Annotated in this window: 18 protein-coding genes; 13 read left to right on the forward strand and 5 right to left on the reverse strand. The window is 41.1% G+C overall.

Annotated features, from left to right (window positions below):
* From VE944_RS13680 to VE944_RS13690, 3 genes are all read right to left on the reverse strand, one after another.
* A partial coding sequence (locus VE944_RS13680) for an FAD-dependent hydroxylase (protein WP_324977833.1) occupies positions 1 to 1154 on the reverse strand: 1154 nt, incomplete at its 3' end.
* A gap of 524 nt (positions 1155 to 1678) precedes the next feature.
* Entirely contained in the window at positions 1679 to 2437 is a 759-nt protein-coding gene (locus VE944_RS13685; protein ID WP_324977835.1) for a YebC/PmpR family DNA-binding transcriptional regulator, read from the reverse strand.
* 489 nt (positions 2438 to 2926) lie between these two features.
* Complete coding sequence (locus VE944_RS13690; RefSeq protein WP_324977837.1) at positions 2927 to 4498, reverse strand: metallophosphoesterase family protein; 1572 nt, start codon at positions 4496 to 4498, stop codon at positions 2927 to 2929.
* A gap of 641 nt (positions 4499 to 5139) precedes the next feature.
* Here VE944_RS13690 and VE944_RS13695 point away from each other — a divergent pair.
* The 9 genes from VE944_RS13695 to VE944_RS13735 all read left to right on the forward strand — a co-directional run bounded on the left by VE944_RS13695 (position 5140) and on the right by VE944_RS13735 (position 13492).
* A complete protein-coding gene (locus tag VE944_RS13695; protein ID WP_324977838.1) occupies positions 5140 to 6297 on the forward strand; it encodes a sulfate ABC transporter substrate-binding protein in 1158 nt (385 codons plus the stop codon).
* Positions 6298 to 6381: 84 nt separating this feature from the next.
* Positions 6382 to 7383, forward strand: a complete 1002-nt coding sequence (locus tag VE944_RS13700) for a PstS family phosphate ABC transporter substrate-binding protein (RefSeq protein ID WP_324977840.1) — start codon at positions 6382 to 6384, stop codon at positions 7381 to 7383.
* A 49-nt stretch (positions 7384 to 7432) separates the two neighbouring features.
* Complete coding sequence (pstC, locus tag VE944_RS13705; protein ID WP_324977842.1) at positions 7433 to 8374, forward strand: phosphate ABC transporter permease subunit PstC; 942 nt, start codon at positions 7433 to 7435, stop codon at positions 8372 to 8374.
* 5 nt (positions 8375 to 8379) lie between these two features.
* A complete protein-coding gene (pstA, locus tag VE944_RS13710; protein ID WP_324977844.1) occupies positions 8380 to 9279 on the forward strand; it encodes a phosphate ABC transporter permease PstA in 900 nt (299 codons plus the stop codon).
* A 52-nt stretch (positions 9280 to 9331) separates the two neighbouring features.
* A complete protein-coding gene (gene pstB, locus VE944_RS13715) occupies positions 9332 to 10159 on the forward strand; it encodes a phosphate ABC transporter ATP-binding protein PstB (protein ID WP_324977846.1) in 828 nt (275 codons plus the stop codon).
* A gap of 140 nt (positions 10160 to 10299) precedes the next feature.
* Positions 10300 to 10524, forward strand: a complete 225-nt coding sequence (locus VE944_RS13720; RefSeq protein ID WP_324977848.1) for a hypothetical protein — start codon at positions 10300 to 10302, stop codon at positions 10522 to 10524.
* Entirely contained in the window at positions 10493 to 10780 is a 288-nt protein-coding gene (locus VE944_RS13725; RefSeq protein ID WP_324977850.1) for a type II toxin-antitoxin system RelE family toxin, read from the forward strand. The genes VE944_RS13720 and VE944_RS13725 overlap by 32 nt, the downstream gene beginning before the upstream one ends.
* A gap of 105 nt (positions 10781 to 10885) precedes the next feature.
* Positions 10886 to 11311, forward strand: coding sequence for a hypothetical protein (locus VE944_RS13730; RefSeq protein ID WP_324977852.1), 426 nt, complete (start codon positions 10886 to 10888; stop codon positions 11309 to 11311).
* An 81-nt stretch (positions 11312 to 11392) separates the two neighbouring features.
* Complete coding sequence (locus VE944_RS13735) at positions 11393 to 13492, forward strand: single-stranded-DNA-specific exonuclease RecJ (protein ID WP_324977853.1); 2100 nt, start codon at positions 11393 to 11395, stop codon at positions 13490 to 13492.
* Between the two features lie 315 nt (positions 13493 to 13807).
* Here the strand turns inward: VE944_RS13735 and psb30 are convergent, their stop codons facing one another.
* A complete protein-coding gene (gene psb30 / locus VE944_RS13740) occupies positions 13808 to 13951 on the reverse strand; it encodes a photosystem II reaction center protein Ycf12/Psb30 (RefSeq protein ID WP_324977855.1) in 144 nt (47 codons plus the stop codon).
* 251 nt (positions 13952 to 14202) lie between these two features.
* On the opposite strand from psb30, the gene VE944_RS13745 reads away from it, so the two are divergent.
* The 3 genes from VE944_RS13745 (at position 14203) to VE944_RS13755 (ending at position 15466) form a co-directional block, all read left to right on the forward strand.
* Positions 14203 to 14553, forward strand: a complete 351-nt coding sequence (locus VE944_RS13745; protein WP_229553504.1) for a YkgJ family cysteine cluster protein — start codon at positions 14203 to 14205, stop codon at positions 14551 to 14553.
* Positions 14554 to 14654: 101 nt separating this feature from the next.
* A complete protein-coding gene (locus tag VE944_RS13750; protein ID WP_324977857.1) occupies positions 14655 to 15086 on the forward strand; it encodes a TMEM165/GDT1 family protein in 432 nt (143 codons plus the stop codon).
* Between the two features lie 77 nt (positions 15087 to 15163).
* The gene (locus VE944_RS13755; RefSeq protein ID WP_324977859.1) at positions 15164 to 15466 is read left to right on the forward strand and encodes a TMEM165/GDT1 family protein; all 303 of its coding nucleotides are present in this window, start codon (positions 15164 to 15166) and stop codon (positions 15464 to 15466) included.
* Between the two features lie 309 nt (positions 15467 to 15775).
* Here the strand turns inward: VE944_RS13755 and VE944_RS13760 are convergent, their stop codons facing one another.
* Positions 15776 to 16702, reverse strand: a complete 927-nt coding sequence (locus VE944_RS13760; protein WP_324977861.1) for a cobalamin-binding protein — start codon at positions 16700 to 16702, stop codon at positions 15776 to 15778.
* A gap of 559 nt (positions 16703 to 17261) precedes the next feature.
* Between VE944_RS13760 and VE944_RS13765 the strand changes: the two genes are divergently transcribed.
* The gene (locus VE944_RS13765) at positions 17262 to 19487 is read left to right on the forward strand and encodes a hybrid sensor histidine kinase/response regulator (RefSeq protein ID WP_324977863.1); all 2226 of its coding nucleotides are present in this window, start codon (positions 17262 to 17264) and stop codon (positions 19485 to 19487) included.
* Positions 19488 to 19650 lie beyond the last annotated feature (163 nt).

The raw sequence follows: 19650 nt of genomic DNA on the forward strand, positions 1-19650 counted from the left end.
CGACGCACCAATACCACAGGTAAGAAGTTATTAGAAAACATCCGATCTAATAAATCGGTGAAACCTAAAATTGTCAGGTTTTCCAGCTTGCGCCAGCGTTCATAACCTTTGAGAATTTGAATGTCACCAATATCTTTACCCGCTTGGTGCGCTGTTTGGATTACTTGCGCCAAAGCTGCTGCATCCCGAATCCCCAAATTTAAACCTTGTCCACCCACAGGATGGCAATTGTGCGCCGCATCACCGATTAATGCCAGTCGGGGGAGAACATAGCGATCGCTTTGCATGAGTTGTACCTGGAATACAAAGCGATCGCCTAGTAATTCCAATTTTCCCATCTGATCGCCATAGCGACGGGTAAGTTCTGCCAAAAATTGCTCATCATCTAAGGCACATAAAGCTTTTGCTTCTTCGTGAGGGGCTGTCCACACAATGCGGCAACGGTTCCCTGGTAAAGGTAAAATCGCAAAAGGCCCGCTAGACCAAAATCTCTCGTAAGCGGTGTTATTGTGCGGCTTTTCTGGTTTGACAAATGCCACGATGCAAGACTGCCAATATTTCCAGCCGGAGGTTTTGATACCAGCAGCTTGACGAATTGGCGATCGCGCCCCATCTGCTGCTATCAGTAATTTGCTGCGAACTGAGTATAACTGATCGGCAACTTTAATATCTATCGCTACTATATCTTTCTGGTATTGCGTATTTACCACTTCAGCCGGACACAGATAAGTCACATTTGCACAATCTTGGACAAACTCTTGCAAAGGCTGCAATAGCGCTTGGTGTTCCGCCACATAACCCAATTCTGCTGTATCTATATCATTTGTGGTAAATTCCACTACATTGGGATAATCGGCATCAGAAAGACGAACTCGGCAATATTTGGCTATTTGAGGCAACATTTTGTCCCAAACTCCAATTCCTTGGTAAATTAGCGCCGAAAGCTGATGAACTGCATAAGCTTGCCCTTTAGCTACGGCTGCTGATGCCACTTTCGCTTCAATCAGCAAGACACTCAAGCCAGAATCTTTTAAAGCAGAGGCTAGAGTTAACCCAATAATCCCACCGCCGACAATTACCAAATCATATTCATATCCCCGCAAGTCTGGCGGTGTAGGTTGAGGGGAAATTTGCTCAAGCTGCGTTGTGGTCATTGTTAAGTTAAGTTACAGCATCTTAACTCTTATTTTGACGCGATCGCGCCCTCATGAGCAAGTTAATTAAAAAAACCCTGCTGATTGGTAGGGATTTCAGCAGGGTTAAATAATACAATTATATTTTCAGAGAAACCACCACTAAACTTTATTACAAAGCTACTAGAAACTTTTACAACTAATAGTAACTATTTATGATTAGTTTTAGGAGCTACATTTTTAGCATGACGCTTGTGATGTGTTTCATGTCTATTCTTACATCTGTAAAATATAAGAATTACGTGAAATATTTGCTAGCATTTTCAATCACAATCTAAAATTTTAGACATCATCCAAAGAAGTGTTATATTATGTCCGCTTGATTACTTAATTAAACCCGAAGAACCCCACCCCGCCAAAGCTATGCTTTGTCTCCCCTCCCCGCAAGCGGGGAGGGGTTGGGGGTGGGGTGTAATAACTGTGGGAATCATAACTATTTATGCGGACATGATATTATTTGGCTATGATGGCTGTGTGAATTTTAATTAAGAAATGCTCAGAGCCATCAATTCTTCTGATATTTCAAAGTTAGCTGTGACATTTTGCACGTCATCCAAGCTTTCTAGAGTATCAATTAACTTGAAAAGCGATCGCGCCTGATCTGGATCAGTAACTTCTACACTATTACTAGGAATCCAGCGCAATTCAGCATCAGTTACCTTAAAGCCTTGCTCCTTAAGTGTCTGGCTAAGGGTTTCTAAATTGCCAATGTCTGTAAATACCTCAGCCATTTCATCTTCAGTCATCTCATAAGACTCAGCACCGCCTTCAAGGGATGCTTCTAAAAGCTTTTCCTCGTCAACCATAGCCTGCACTACACAAACGCCTTTTTGGTCAAACATCCAGCTAACGCAACCTACTTCGCCAAGATTGCCAGCATTTTTACTAAAAGCTACACGTAAGTCAGCAGCAGTACGATTGCGATTATCTGTGAGGGCTTCGATTAAAATCGCTACACCACCAGGGCCATAACCTTCGTAGCGAATCGCTTCAAAGGTAGCATTATCACCGCCAGAAGTGCCTGCACCTTTAGCGATCGCTCGTTCAATATTATCATTGGGAATACTCGCTGCCTTTGCCTTGTCAATTGCCGTGCGAAGTTGAAAATTCAGCGCCGGATCTGGTACGCCACTTCTAGCCGCAACGATAATCGCCCGCGATAACTGAGTAAAGGTTTTTCCCCTTTTTGCATCCACTACCGCTTTTTGGCGCTTAATATTTGCCCATTTACTATGTCCTGCCATAATCTGAAATTATCAAAACTCTATTTAAGATTAAAATATAAATGCTTGCAATAACCATAACTTTAGATAATTCTGCAAGGCTAGATCGGGCGTGTCTCTAAAATTTGGTAAAGGTATTTTTAGATCAAGTTAAAGATGGGCGATCGCTACGATTGATTGAGATCAGCAAAAAAGTCACAAAAAAATTGTATCTCGCCTCGATAAGCTAAAAAACATCTAATTTGCATAATCGAATTAAATATAACTCTTGTGGGGTGGGCATCTTGCCCGCCCAGTATATGCAATTTAAATGTGCAACAGCTTATCACCCAGATATTCTATAGCAATCCTATCTGATTTGTGAAAATTCGCAGTGTCCAGATCCCCGACTTCTTTAAGAAGCCGGGGATCTAATTTAGAGGCGCAGAGAACACAGAGAAAATATGATTGCTGGTAGATACTGTTTTTCAGCTTACGATACTAAGTAGACACTCAGCGATCGCATCCCGTTTAAATCACAAAAGGTTCAAGTTCGCGGTTATGCCACTCTTGTTCAACCCGTTCAGTAATAAGGGGTCTGATGATAAACTTGGGTGGGCAACCATCTAGAACATCGATCCGCACACATGAGTAAGGCAGGCGGTTTTGAAAATTATAGTCGTGACGGCCTACAAAAAGCGTTGAATCGGCAACTTTCCGAGTGGGTTTACCTGCAATTTCGGTAAAAGTCTCCATTAATTCAGTCCCCTCTCGCCGTTGATAACGGGGACGATGACCGCTACCACCAGAGATAATGCAGTTAATGTGGGAGTCAGCAAATCCGGTATCAGTTGTGCAAAGATGCTCTAAACAGTGAGCGTGACCGTTTAAAATTAAATCGACTATGGGACGTTCTTTAATTAGAGAACCAAGAGTTTCTGCCACTTGTTCAAATACCCAGCGCAAGCGGTGGCGAACCGCCAAGGTTTGTGCTTGATTCCACTTGGTAGCTTCTGTGACATAGGGTGGATGGTGGAAAAAGATTACACGTCCGCGTACTTCGGAGGTGTTCCAAGATTCGATTAGTCTGCTTCGCAACCATTCGAGTTGTTCAAAATCGATCGCAGGCATTTTATGAGATGCCAATTGTTTTTCAATGTCGATTTTGATCTCATTAATTTGGTCTAATTTGGCACTAAGATCATCAAGTTGTTCCGCTTCAGTGGGTTTATCTGGATTGAGGTGATCGCATATTTTCAATATCTGCAATTCTTCTTGATCTATTTCCTGGCGACGCTTTTGCAATTCGCGGCGATAAATTCCTCCTTCTTGAGTTGCAGGTAAGGGTGATGGTGTATTAAAGGTATTAGAATCCAAAGCGAAAAAATCAATCCCGCCGTAACGAAAGGTGTAATAGCGATTGGGTAAGCGGGTAAACTGTCCAGGTTCGTAACGCAAACACCGCCCTGTGTCAGTTTTAGCGGTGTAGTGTCGATCTAAATGACGTTCTAATTCTTGTGGAGAAGCGATCGCTTTTGTATAATCCATAAATGCCCGTGCATAGGCATTTCCTTGATACGATCCATGCCAGCCAATCTCAATATCTTTGTAGCGCAACAGGCGACGCAATGAAGATGTTGTTCCAGTAAATAAACGGTACATCAACGGTACATCGTAGTAATCATGATTACCTGGTACTGTCAAGAATGGCAGATTAAATACCATGCGATCGTAAGGAATATCTTTCGGGTTGTCGCCACCGACAAGAAACTCCCGGTAAGGTTCAATAAAGTTTGTTGAGTAATACTCTTGGGAACCCACCACATAAATTACATCGCCTGTGTGCAACACAAAACTGCAATCATCGCGGTGAGTCAGCATTAGTTCAGCAACTTTTCGTTGGGGGTGTTGCCGATAATGCGATTGGGTGCCGGAATCACCGATAACCATAAAGGAAAATTCTGGACTATCTTCTCTGCGATCGTCAATAACTATGCTGGTTTGATCAATTCCCCGTTGCACAAAACTTGGATGCATCCACCGCACCCGTTCCTTCATTTTTTGAATTTTTACAGGAATCGGTGGATCGGAAATCAATTTCATGGCTAATAACTCTTGAATGCCTAACGCACAAGCTGATTGTAACGAAATATTTAATTTTCATTAGTCATTAGTCATATCATGTTCGCATAAGTAGTTATGATTACCACAATCATTGTACCCCACCCCCAACCCCTCCCTGCCTGCGGGGCTACGGTGTACACACAAGTATGACCAGCACTATGTTTCAACTCTTCTACTAGTAGTTTCTTAGGGTGCGTTAACACGCCAAAATAATAAATGAGTACGCCGAAATAACAAATGCGTTGGCGTACTCAGTTTGTTTTCTACCACGATATCAGAATAATTTTAAGTATTATAGCTCATTGACAAAATATTTATTTTCTGGATTTTTTACTGACGACTAATGTTGCTCAAATCACTAGTCTCGGCTATTCATCAATTGCTGACTTAGTAAGGGACTTCCAAGAAATAAATTATCCAATCTTGTGGGGTGGGCATCTTGCCCGCCTTTGACTATGGGCGGACGAGACGCCCACCCCACAATAAATAGTTGTATATTTTTTTATTTGGAAGTCCCTAAAAATAATTGAAGCCGGACTAAAACTATTGTTCTATATATCCTATAATCTTTTTAATTACGGTATCTTTCTATAAATACCGTATATTTAGGGGTGATTCTAATGAGTAAGTCGCAACAACTGACACAATTAAGTAAATTTCTAAGTGAGGGGATACAGGCTTATGCCATGAAAGCTTTGCAGGTTATACAACTCTCGTATAAACACACAATTAAGAGTTGGTTCAATAGACACACTGTGCAAAGCTTTGTGAGTCTGTTTCTCGTCGGTGCTTTTTTGAGTATAGCAGTTGCCTCCTGCTCGGGAAACAGTTCAGCTAGCAAAAATGATGTTAAGATAAAACTTGTTTCTTTCTCTGTCACCAAAGCAGCTCATGACCAGATAATCCCCAAATTTGTCGAAAAGTGGAAGCAAGAACACAACCAAAACGTTACATTTGAGCAAAGTTATGGGGGTTCTGGCGCTCAAACTGCTGCTGTCATTACCGGTTCGCAAGAAGCAGACATAGTACATTTGGCACTTCCCCTAGATGTCAACAAAATTGCTCTTGCGGGTTTAATTAAATCCGGTTGGGAAATTAAAGCTCCGAGAAGTGGTATTGTTAGTAGATCGGTTGCTGCGATCGTTACCCGCGAAGGCAATCCCAAAGGTATCAATACTTGGGCAGACTTGGCAAAAGATGGCGTGAAAGTGATTGCGGCTAACCCAAAAACTTCTGGTATTGCTATCTGGGAATTCTTGGCTTTTTGGGGTTCGGTAACTCTAACAGGCGGTGATGAGGCGACAGCGTTAGATTATGTTACTAAAGTTTATAAAAATACCCCTATTTTAACTAAAGATGCCCGTGAGGCTAGCGATTTATTCTTCCAAAAAGGTCAGGGAGATGTTTTAATTAACTACGAAAATGAGGTAATTTTGGCGGGTAAAAATGGGACGAAGTTGCCTTATGTTGTACCCCAAGTCAATATCTCCATTGATAATCCTGTAGCGATAGTCGATAAAAACGTTGATAAGCACGGTACAAGAGAAGTTGCACAAGCATTTGTTGATTTTCTTTACTCAACAGAAGCTCAACGGGAATTTGCAAAATTACAATATCGTCCTGTAAATCCCACTGTTACCCAAGAAGTAGCCTCACAACATCCGCCAATTAAAACTTTATTTACATCTCAAGATTTAGGTGGCTGGGATATTATCCAGAAAAAGTTTTTTGAGAATGGGGCAATTTTTGATAAAGTTCAAGCTGTAAGCAAAGCATAATATTTATTTTTTCATGCCGCATGAGCTACTTACAAATAGCCAAGCATAAGAAATTCTGAATCACTTTATCTCAATTGATAATTTATGAGCTTTCGTAACCGATTTAAGGATAGCTTTTCCTTGACATCTTTAATGCTTATTGCCAGCAGTATAAGTGCTTGCAACAGTGGACAGGAATTGAAAAGTCAGGTGAGTATTGATGGTGCAGCAGTAGGTTTTTCTGTTTCTTTAGCAGTTGCAGAAGAATATGGTAAAGTGAAACCTGAAGCAAAAGTTAGTGTTGCTTCAAGTGGTACTGGTGGCGGTTTCAGTAAATTTTGTAATGGCGATATTGATATAGCTGGTGCTTCCCGTACCATTAGAGATGAAGAAATTAAAAAATGTAAAAGTAAGAATATTGAATTTGTCGAGTTGCCTATAGCTTTAGACGGCATAGCCCTAATTGCTAATCGTCAAAATAACTTTGCCAAATGTCTAACCATTAAAGAATTGGGTAAGATTTGGGGTGCTAAATCAGACGGCAAAATCTTGACATGGAATCAAGTTAATCCCAAATTTCCTAACCAAAAACTGAAACTGTATGCTCCGGCTTCTGATACTGGAACATTTGATTATATGACTCAAGCTGTTACTGGCAAAGCCAAAAATGGCCGTACAGATTATACTCCCAGTCACAATCAAAACTTACTTGTGCAAGGAGTCTCAGGTGAAGCATCAGCTTTAGGTTATGTAGGCATATCTTACTATATTCAAAACCAAGATAAACTCAATCTAGTTGCTGTAGAAAGTCCCACAGGGAAATGTGAAAAACCAGTTCCCGTAGATAATGTAATTAAAAATCTGTACACACCATTGTCTCGTCCTCTGTTTATCTATGTCAGTAAAAAATCCTTAGATACCAAGCCAGCAGTCAAAGAATTTGTAGATTTTTATCTAGAAAATTCTTGGAAGTGGGTAGATAGCGTTGGTTATGTAGCATTACCTGATGAAGCTTACGTCAAGACAAAACAAAAATTAGCTACTGGTGAAACTGGGACAAAATTCAAAAAAGCAAAACCAGGTGAACCAATCACCAACTTTATTTAAATAAAGACCAGTTTTTGTAGTATGAATTTAGTAAAAACTTAACTAATTTATGCAAAATCCCAATTCTCAAGACGATCCTTCTCTTCAGTTCAGACAGTCATTGGAGAAAAATGCATTTGAAGATATCTCGGAAAAGATTATTGCAGTAATTTTATTTAGTTGTGCTTTAGTTTCGGTTCTAACCACCTTTGGTATTGTCGTAATTATCTTTCGGGAGGCATTTGGTTTTTTCCAAGAAGTTTCCTTTGCCGAATTCTTTCTTGATACTAAATGGACGCCTCTATTTGCAGAGAGACATTTTGGCGTTTGGCCCTTGATAGCTGGCACTTTCTTAACTACAGTTATTGCTATGGCAGTTGCTATTCCTTTGGGTTTATCTTCTGCAATCTACTTGAGTGAATATGCTCAACCAAAAGTAGCAGCAATTTTACGTCCAGCAGTAGAACTTTTGGCGGGAATACCTACAGTAGTATACGGTTACTTTGCACTGTTATTTCTCACACCATTACTACGGAATATTATTCCTCTAGAAATATTTAATGCCTTGAGCGCAGGGTTAATGATGGGGGTAATGATTACTCCTACTGTTGGTTCTATTAGCTTAGATGCAATTCAAGCTGTTCCACGTTCTTTACGGGAAGGAGCTTATGCTGTAGGTATCACTAAACTAGAAAGCATTTTTAAAATAGTTCTCCCAGCAGCACTTTCTGGAATTATCGCCTCAATTATTTTGGGTATTTCTCGTGCGGTGGGTGAAACTATGACTGTCCTTATCGCCGCAGGTCAACAACCAAAACTGACACTTAACTTTGCGGAATCAGTAGAAACAATGACAGCTTACATGGCGCAGATTTCTGGTGGGGATAGTCCGCGTGGTAGTCTCAATTTCCAGACTTTATATGCTGTGGGTGCTCTTTTATTTCTAATGACCTTAGTTTTAAATATTGTTAGTTACTGGATTGCTAATCGCTTTAAAGAAAAGTACGAGTAATAGACATGGCGACAAGTTATCAACGAGATGATTCTTTGGATTCGGCGGCAGATTTTACTGATAATGTTGAGAGTAGGGAGACATTAGGAAAAGTATTTGAAATACTTTTTTTGTTAGGGTTGCTGATTGGTATATTTATTTTGGCTTTGCTACTTTTCGATATTTTTCAAGATGGATTAGCCAGATTTTTAACACCCGGCTTTCTAACAGAAACCCCTTCTCGTTTTCCTGACCAAGGTGGCATCCGTCCCGCTATTATCAGTAGTATTCTTTTAGGAATTATTGTGATTTTAGTCACTGTACCACTTGGTGTTGGAGCAGCTTTATATCTAGAAGAGTATGCACCTAAAGCTTGGTGGACAGTGATTATTGAGATTAATATCAGCAATCTGGCAGGTGTACCTTCCATTGTCTACGGATTGCTAGGTTTAGGAGTTTTCAATTATTTGCTTGGGTTCGGCCCTGCTTTGATTTCTGGTGCGTTGACTTTATCTTTGTTGTCCTTACCAGTAATTATTGTGACAGCTAGAGAAGCAATTCGCGCCGTCCCGGATTCCCTGAGAAATGCTTCTTATGGATTAGGTGTCACTAAATGGCGAACTATCAGCAGTCACGTTTTACCTTATGCTGTTCCTGGTATTTTGACAGGGTTAATTATCTCTGTATCGCGTGCAATTGGTGATGCAGCGTCTCTAATTGTTGTAGGTGCTGTGGGTTTTCTCACCTTTAACCCTGGTTTGTTCCAGAGATTTATGGCATTACCCATTCAAATTTACAGTTACATTACTCGTCCTGAACCAGGTTTTGCTAGTGCAGCAGCAGCAACAATTATTGCGTTGTTGCTCTTGATTTTAGTTTTAAATGGTGTAGCAATTTATATCCGACAACGCTTCTCAATACGTTAGGCAATTAAATATCTAATTGAATATATTCACGGTTATTAGGAGATACGCTTTCATGACTTATAGCAACAGTAGAAGTAAATTAGATGGTGCCACAATAGACCAGGAGAATAACGTCTTCAATGTTGAAGGTGTGAAGGTCTACTATGGGGGACTTTTGGCACTTTTAGATGTCTACTTAAAGATTCCTGCAAAACAAATTATTGCTTTTATTGGGCCTTCAGGATGTGGTAAAAGTACCTTACTACGTTGCTTCAACCGGATGAATGATTTAATCCCTGGAGCTAAGGTAGAGGGTAGACTGAATTATCGCGATCGCAATATTTACGATCCTAAGATAAATGCTGTAAAATTACGCCGTCAAGTCGGAATGGTTTTTCAAAGACCGAATCCTTTCCCCAAGTCAATATACGAAAACATTTCCTTTGGGCCGCGTGCTAACGGTTACAAAGGTAACATCGATGAATTGGTGGAAGATTCTCTCAGACGCGCTGCTATCTGGGATGAAGTCAAAGACAAACTCAAAGAGAAGGGTACTGCATTATCTGGTGGACAACAGCAACGACTTTGTATTGCTCGTGCGATCGCTATGAAACCAGATGTATTATTGATGGATGAACCATGTTCTGCTCTCGACCCAATTTCTAGCCGCCAAGTAGAAGAACTCTGTTTAGAACTTAAGCAGCAATACACCATTATCATGGTGACACACAATATGCAGCAAGCTTCTAGAGTCGCAGATTTTACCGCTTTTTTCAATACAGAAATTGACGAGCATGGTAAGCGGCGCGGAAAATTAGTTGAGTTTAACCCTACAGCCCAAATGTTCGGTTCTCCTCAAACCAAAGAAGCTGAAGATTACATCAGTGGACGTTTCGGTTAAAGAGGCATAACAGCAGAAGGGGAAAGGTAAAAGCCAAGTTCAATTATGAGCGACTATTATTCATTTGCTCTTTAACCTTTCCCCCCAGTACAAGCTAAGACTAAGTAATATTACATCTAACTAGGAATTAAAGGCATACAGTGGAAATTCAAGAATTAAAAGCATTGATTAAAGAAAGTATGCGTGAAGTTCTGCAAGAAGAAAGACTTCGCCTGTGCCAAATTCTTATTCCTTACATAAGTGATGATGAGCAACGCGAGCTTGAAGCCGAATTTGGTCTACCTTCAGATGATGCTGAAGATGAAGTAATTGATATGACCGATTGGGTAAGTTATGGCAATAAAATTTCGCAAAAAAGCGATTAAATTTTTAGAAAAAGCAAATCCCGAAGATGTTGAAAATATTCGGGAGAAAATAAAGCAAATTTTTATTACTGTCGAAGACCAAGGTATTATCCCCTTTACAGAACTAGATATCAAAAAGATGAAAGGTGATTGGGAGGGATTTTACAGACTACGCATAGGTAAAAACAGAATTATTTTTACAGTCGATATTGATTCCAAAGACATCGAAATTTACGCTATTGGTGCGAGAGGAGATGTTTATAAAAATAATTCGTAATTAATTTAATAACTCGGAATTACCAAAGTAATTCTGGAAAATATACTGAGGCTTGACAGTACTTAATTAAAGTAACATTTAATTCTAGTACTTATATTGTGTATTATGTTTAAGCCACTTTCATTTGCCTTAGTTGCATCTACCGTTATAGTTGCATCAATCAATAATCCCAGTACTACTTTAGCTAGAACTTGTGCCTCTAAGTGTGGGTCGCATCCAATTCAGTTTACACCTGGGCAACACATCCGGGTTGAAGTCGTAAATAGCACACCCAACCTGATCAAAATCCAAAAACCCTCTGGGACTGATGCAATATCCTTGAGTCCAGGGCAGAAATTAAGTTTAGAACAAATAGAGGGTACGGAGCCAAATACATCTTTGATATTTTGGAGCGAAAAGGGTTTATCACTACAAGCAATTGTCTCGAAACCCAACTTTGGCACATTGCGGCTGGAACTGCGTCCGACTTGGCGCTCTCCTGGCGATCGCTCGTTATATATTATGGATGATGGTAGAATCAACGTGTTTTAGACAGCAAATAATGTTATTAGTTATGAGTTAAGAAACAACTTTCAATTCAACACTCATAACTTCTAACTCCTAACTTGTATTGTGCTAGACCGACCTGTATCTGAACTATCAAAACCTCACCGACGCTTACCCGATCAGCGCTGGCAAATTTATCCACAAAAACCAGAATTTGCCCAAAAGTTGGCAGCTTTGACAAACATTTCACCCATTGTCAGCCAGTTGTTGATTAATCGGGGTATGGAAACACCAGAACAGGTACAAGCATTTTTAAATCCAGAGTCTTTAGTTTTGCCTTCGCCGTTAGAAGATTTCCCAGATTTGGGGATTAGTTTGGAGTTGTTGCAAAATGCGATCGCTTCTCAAACAAAAATTGCTATTTGTGGTGACTACGATGCTGATGGGATGACCAGCACTGCTCTACTTTTGCGTAGCCTCCGCACTTTAGGCGCACAAGTAGATTATGCTATTCCCAGCCGGATGCATGAAGGTTACGGTATCAATAAACGCATAGTTGAAGAATTCCACAGCGAAGGTGTGGGATTAATTCTCACTGTAGATAATGGCATCTCTGCGTTTGAACCAGTTGCTAGAGCTAGAGAACTTGGTCTTGCAGTGATTATCACCGATCACCACGATATACCCCAAAAATTACCACCAGCTAATGCTATTCTCAACCCTAAACTGATAGCTGAATCCTCACCTTATCGGGGTGTTGCTGGTGTTGGTGTTGCCTACATTTTGGCAGTGTCTCTAGCACAACAGCTAGGGGAGACTAAAGGCTTGATCCAGCCGATGCTAGCACTATTTACGCTGGGAACGATCGCAGATTTAGCCCCCTTAACTGGCGTGAATCGCCGTTGGGTAAAACGTGGGTTACAGCATTTACCCAAATCCAACTTAGCTGGTATACAGGCGTTGATTCAGGTGGGCGGCGTGCAGGCGAGGGGAGATGAGGGAGCAGGGGGAGCAGAGGAGAAAATTTCTAATCCAAAATCCAAAATCCAAAATCCAAAATCCCTCAAGCCTGAAGATATTGGGTTTCGCTTGGGGCCGCGAATTAATGCCATTGGCCGGATTGGTAACCCCCAGACTGTGATTGAATTGCTGACTACAGATGATATGGGGGTGGCGCTGGAAAGAGCAATGCAGTGCGAACAAGTCAACGCCAGTCGCCAGGAGATGTGTCAGCAAATTGAACAAGAAGCGATCGCTTATGTAGAGACAGAATTTGTTGCATCTCTACAAAAAGACCGTGTATTAATTGTTGTTCAACCCAATTGGCATCATGGCGTTATTGGCATTGTCGCTTCCCGCTTGGTAGAACGCTACGGCGTTCCCGTGTTCATCGGTACTTATGAAGATGAGGAACATATACGCGGTTCTGCACGCTCAATTCCAGAGTTTCATGTGTTTGAAGCTTTGGAATATTGTCAAGATTTACTAGGAAAATTTGGCGGACACAAAGCAGCCGGAGGATTCTCTCTACCAGCAGAGAATTTACAGGTGTTGCGATCGCGTTTGATTGAGTTTGCTAACCAGTGTCTTGAACCCCAGCATCTCAAGCCTCTGCTCAAAATCGATGCCGAAGTCAATCTTAATCACATCAATCAGCAGCTTTATCAACAGCTTAATGCTCTACATCCCTGCGGTATGGACAACCCTGATCCAGTTTTCTGGACACCTAATGTTCAAGTGGTTGAGCAAAAAATCGTCGGTAAGGGTCACATTAAACTGACAATTGCCCAAACTATTGATAATCAGGAGTATAGAATTAAAGCGATCGCTTGGCGTTGGGGCGACTATTTCCGCTTACCGCCGCGAGTAGATGTCGCTTACAAACTGCGAGAAAATTACTTTAACGGTAACACTACTATCGAGTTAGAGTTAATAGGAGCCAGACTGCCAATTCAGCTTCAACAATTTTTTGCTTCGCCATCTATTCCGTCAAGCACCACTTTTGAATACAACCAGCGACAGTATACTTGTGGTTTCTATAAAAACGGTATTGAAGCAGAATTAAGAATTAAAAACTCTGAAGGCAAAGTCTTAGCCATGCAGCCAGGACATATAATCGGTTTACTGGGCACTAATCGTCAGAACGCCAAAGAAGTTGATATCTCTCAGCCACAGTATGACAGTATTATTCAAGCTGCCCTTCAGGCGTTATCAGTTAGGAGTTAGAAGTTCTTAGTTAACTTATTGTAAATTAAAGCGTTTAAGACCCTTATATTTACATCTAGCATCAGTTTCAGTCTTTAAAAAGCAGGACGCTATGTGTAGCTTGCTTCCCCATAGGGGTAAGACATATCTTACAGTCACTTTACCGAACTGCTCAGAAACCATCGGGGTTTAAATCCCCCTCTGAAATGTCTTTGATTTGGAATTTTGAATTATTAACACTTGTGACCGTGACACTGTGAGTGCTGATTTATGAGTTATGAGTTGAGAATAAAATTTAATTCCTCACTCCTAACTCTCAATCAGCACTCATAACTCTTACAGGTTGCCGTTGCGAAATGCCAGCAAAAAGATCACCATTGGCCCAGCAATCACAATTAGCGCCACGGAAAGCAATTGGAAGATAACTTCCCAATTGATACTGCTAAAAGCGTTAAACAAATCAGATACAGCGTCAAACATTTTTCTTTTTCTCCTCCCAATTGTCTTAAAAAATTCAATAACTTAATTACAAAACCCGCAATCGATCATATCTGGCTATGGACTGTTAGATTTAATTTACTTAACAAAATTATAAGAAAAGACATAAAAACGTAAAATAGGGGCATGGGGAAGAGGCAGAGGGGCAGGGTGCGGGGGGCAGAGGAGAAAACCCTTCTCCCTTGCTTCCCCTGCTCCCCCTGCTCCCCCTGCTCCCTACTCCCCAATCTAAAATGTCAACTTGGCAATGTGTAAAAGAATGTGGAGCCTGCTGTAATCTTGATCCAGCAGAGCGTCCAGATTTGGATGAGTATCTCTCACCACCAGAACTAGAACTCTACCTCAGCATGGTAGGCGAAGGGGGATGGTGCGTTAATTTCGACCATACCACGCGAGAATGTCGCATCTACTCAGATCGTCCTCGTTTCTGCCGTGTGGAATCAGAAGTATTTCAAGATATGTATGGCGTTGAACCAGAAGAAGTCAACGATTTTGCTATTGACTGCTGCCGCCAGCAAATAGAAGGAGTATACGGCGATCGCAGTTTAGAAATACTACGCTTCAATCAAGCTGTTGGGCTGTGACATTCCCACTCCTCGTTTTAGTATCTAGAATTGCAATTTATTACAACAATCTGAGAATATGATAGAAATATGAAAACAACCTTGCAACAAAACTATTGCCTGTGAAACTTGATTCTGCTCCTTTGGACATTTCTGGCATATCTCAGACTGAGATAAACCTAGAACTGAAAGACAGCAATGATTTTAACTTAACTCCTGCGATCGCCCAACCAGTTCAGCCTGTAGTTGCCGATAGTCCTCAGATGCAGCAATCAGCAGTAGTAATTTTTGGTACAACTTTTATAACCATTTTTCTAGCAGAAATTGGAGATAAGACTCAGCTATCAACCCTATTAATGAGTGCAGAATCTCATTCGCCGTGGGTAGTATTTATCGGATCTGCTGCTGCACTGATAACCACCAGTTTATTAGGCGTGCTTTTAGGTAGTTGGATAGCCACCCGACTCAGCCCAAAAACTATAGAAAAATCAGCAGGCGTGATGTTGTTGGTAATTTCCCTAATGCTCTTTTGGGATGTATTTACTAGTCATTAGTCATTTGTCATTCTCCCCCTGCATCCCCTGCTCCCTCATCTCCCCCACTCCCAACTCCCCACTCCCCCCTTAATAATATGGATTGGCATCTTTTAGGACTGAGCTTTATTACAGTTTTTTTATCAGAATTGGGTGACAAAAGTCAGCTAGCAGCGATCGCACTTTCAGGGCGTTGTAATTCTCCGCGTGCAGTATTTTTTGGTGCAGCAGGCGCATTGCTGTTGACAAGTCTGTTGGGAGCATTAGCAGGAGGTGCAGTAGCAGAATTATTACCTACGCGCTTGTTAAAAGCGATCGCTGCTGTCGGATTTGCCATCCTCGCCGCACGTCTGCTGTTATTTAATAATCAACCATCGGCAGATTCTGAACAAACACCTTAAAGAAGAATTCAGAATCCAGAAATCAGAATTACTCTTCGTGGGGGATTGGAAACCGCCAAGGTTTTAAACTAATAAGTAACTACGCAAAATTACCGTAATAAAATAACCCCACCCCCAACCCCTCCCCGCACGCGGGGAGGAGAGACAAAGCACAGCTTTGGCGGGGAGGGGTTCTCCGGGTTTAATAAGCGATCAAGCGGACATAATATCACCTAGTACTTCTCTACGAGACGCTGCGCGAAGACAAGCACAGTAACCATCGGACTCGAATTTATACTGAATTCTGACTCCTGAGTTCTGAATTCTTCTTTACAAAGTTTCCCAACCAGTTCCTTTGTAGCCGTATTGAAAAATTTCTGGATGCAAGATTTCTGCCAAAATTTCTAGAGAATCTACCAGTCGTGGCCCTGGACGATTAAAGTAAGAATTGCCATCAGTGATATATACCCTGCCAGCTTTCGTAGCGTGCAGTTTTTCCCAGTCTGAATGTTGAGTTAATAAATTGGCTTCTTGGCGAGTGCGATTTAAATCAAAGCCACAAGGCATAAAAATAATTACATCAGGATCGGTTGTTAATAGTGTTTCCCACGGCAAAATCAAAGAAGGCTGGCCTGTAGCGCAAAATAGAGATTGTCCTCCTGCTGAGTTAACTAATTCTGGAATCCAATTGGCAGCTACCATCAAAGGATCAGTCCACTCGATACAGGCGACAGTCGGCTGTTCATTTAACGAAAGTCCCTGGATTTTTTGCTGACAAATTTTGACGCGAGCTTCTAAGTTTTCTATGACTTTTACAGAGTCTACACCAAAGGTGTTCCCGACTCGCTCAATGTCAGCCCAAATATCCTGGAGAAGATTGGGTTGTAAAGAAATAATCTGCGGTTTACTGTCAATGAGTGTAGCAACCGCCTTTTCAACATCGTGTAAGCTGACAGCACAAACATCACACTGGTCTTGAGTGAGAATGTGGGTAGGCTGCAATTTCTCTAAAACATCTGTTTTGATTTGGTAAATACTCAGAGCAGATTGCAATAAATTGCTCACTTGATCGTGAATTTGGCCGCTGGAGGCATTGGAGTTTAAGCGTGCTTCGGTACAAATGGGGCGATCAAGGATTTCTGGAGGGTAATCGCATTCGTGCGATCGCCCTACAATAGCATCAACCAAGCCTAGTGTCGCTAAAATCTCTGTTCCACCGGGAATCAGGGAAACAATTCTCACATTACTATCTGTCATCGCTCCACCTCCACAAAACCTGCCGTTACTTCAATTTTCGCAAAATTTGAGTCATTAGGCATCTTTCTCTAGGAGAATTAAGCGTGTTTTGCTAGTTAACACTCAGCAATAAATTAAACTCAGTGTTCAGTATTCGGAAGAGTCTTTCTTAGTCCTCAGTCTCTAGACCCAAATTCAAAATACTGATACTACTGATACTACTTGATATAGAAATAATATTTGATTTCTGAAAAAGCTCGGTACAGATCGAAAAGCCTAATTCCTTATTCCCTATTCCCCACTCCCCGCCCACGTAGATAATTTCAAAAATAAAATACGATTCCTATAGTAAAATTCTTGTAAATGCTAATTCTCCCCTGGCAAAAATGACTGGCATGAAGTAACAGAAGCGATGATAAAAATTTAGTTTAAAACTTGTTATCCAAAATCATAAATTTTAATTAGAAAAAAATATATTCCGGTTATGAAAAGCCAGATCAAGTAGTTGTAGTTATACAAAGACAGTTCTACTTTTTCTATAAAACTGCAAGGCAAAAATTTTTCTTCTTGAGGTTAACTAATGCAGGTGGTGTCAGCTAGAGATATTACAGAGCGCAACCAGTCCCAAAAAGCTTTGCAAATCAAAGAAAATAATCGGCGAAAACAAAGCCAGACGCTGGTGCAGCTAGCAAGAAGCAAGACATTTCAACAAGGTGATCTCAATGCAGCCTTAAAGGAAATCACAGAGGCTGCTGCTCGGACGCTTTTAGTAAAGCGGGTTGGTGTATGGTTATATAATCAAGAACATTCAAAAATTGAATGTATCAATTTATATGATGTAAGTACCAAGAAGCATAGCTTTGGTAACTCGCTTTCAGAAAAAAGTTATCCAGCTTATTTCCAGGCTTTAGAAGAAGAACGTACCATTGCCGCAGATGATGCCATCAACGATATAAGAACCCAAGAATTATCCGAGTCTTATCTTTCAGTTTTGGGCATTACATCCCTACTGAATGCACCAATTTGGCTAGAGGGTCGTTTGATAGGCGTAGTCTGTCACGAACACATAGGCGAAAAACGCCAATGGACTTTGGAGGAAGAGGCTTTTGCCGGCTCCATTGCAGATTTCGTGACGCTAGCTATAGAAGCGAAGGAGCGAAACTTCGCACAAGAAGCATTGCGACAGAGTGAGGCGCAATTTCGGGCGATTTTTGAGCGTTGTTCTATCGGCATTGGACTTATAGATATGAAAGCGCAGATAGTCGATACTAATGTGGCACTGTGCGAGATTTTAGGATATAGCCGAGAAGAGTTAGACGGCAAGCGCTTTACAGATTACATTTGCACACAAAGGGGAGATTTAAAACTTTACAAACAACTGATGTCAGGAATTCACACAGACTTAAAGAGAACTTCGAGAGTAGGCTTCCAACCTTCCGAACATCATGAACAGTTTGTCGAAAGGCATCGGATTGAGATGGAGAGACGTTGCCTGCATCAAAATGGTAGCTTAGTTTGGACTCATATCTCTGTTTCTGTTATACCAGCCAGCAATGGTGAACCTGAGCTTTTTGTAGCGATGATTGAGGACATTACTGAACGTAAGGAAACAGAATTGAAACTTCGGGCCTCTCAAGAAGCAGCAGAAGCTGGTAGTCGGGCAAAAAGTGAATTTTTAGCAACCATGAGCCATGAGTTGCGGACACCTCTCAATGCAATTATGGGTTTGTCGCAGTTGTTGCAACAAGAAATAGTTGGCTCTCTCAATGAAAAGCAGAACGAATATGTAAGTTGTATATACAGTAGTGGTGAACATCTGCTGGCACTGATTAACGATATCCTGGATTTATCTAAGGTAGAAGCAGACAAAGAGGAACTCTTACTCTCACCTTTGCCAGTGTCAGATTTATGTAATTATGCTATATGGACAGTGCGCGATCGCGCCTTAGAAAAGGGATTGCAACTCACCTGTAAAATTGACGTAGAAGAGGATATTTGTATTGGTGATGAGCGGCGTATTAAACAAATGCTACTCAACCTGCTTACCAATGCGATTAAATTCACTCCAGCCGGTCAGGTATCGCTAGTAGTTAAAAATGTATCGCAAGGAATAACATTTACAGTTTCAGATACTGGAATTGGTATAGATTCAAATCAGTTTCCATTTCTATTTGAACCATTTCAACAACTTGATAGCCGATTAAATAGGCAGTATGAAGGCACTGGTTTGGGTTTAGCTTTAACGCGCAAATTAGCGCGTTTGCATGGTGGAGATGTGAGTGTTAAATCGATTTTGGGGAAAGGTAGTCAGTTCACTCTATTTCTACCAAATCCAGTGGAGATGCAAACAGAACAAGATAAAGGACAGCAAGATACAGCAATAACATCCTCCCCAGCTATCCCCCAAAATCAAATCATTTTACTTGTGGAAGAAGAAGAAAATGCTGCCATAGTATTGCAAGATTATCTCCAGACAATTGGCTATCAAGTTAAGTGGATAGACAGCGTAAATAACTTTTTAGAACAAGTACGAAACCTCCAGCCAAATTTAATTTTGTTGGATGTCCAGCTAATAGGTGATGCTAGTGGCTGGGATTTGCTAAATGTTCTCAAACAAGAGCCTTATTTCCCAGATTTGCAGGTAGTGATGATGGGCTTTAATGAACCTCCTGAAGAGAAGCTTTCTATTCTGCAAGCTGGTGCTAACGACTATCTTCTCAAACCAATTCGAGTAGTTCAATTAGAGTCAATATTGACACGATATTTGAATTCTAGCGATTTTCAGATTAACAAAACACCAATTTAGACCGGAGCGATCGCATATAGCAGTCCGATTTGCTTCAGAAAAAATCATATTATGTCCGCATAAATAGTTATGCTAACCACATTCATTACACCCCACCCTCAACCCCTCCTCGCTTGCGGGGAGGGGAGACAAAGCATAGCTTTGGCGGGGTGGGGTTCTTCGG

The organism is Nostoc sp. (assembly GCF_035638895.1).
Lineage (GTDB): Bacteria > Cyanobacteriota > Cyanobacteriia > Cyanobacteriales > Nostocaceae > Nostoc.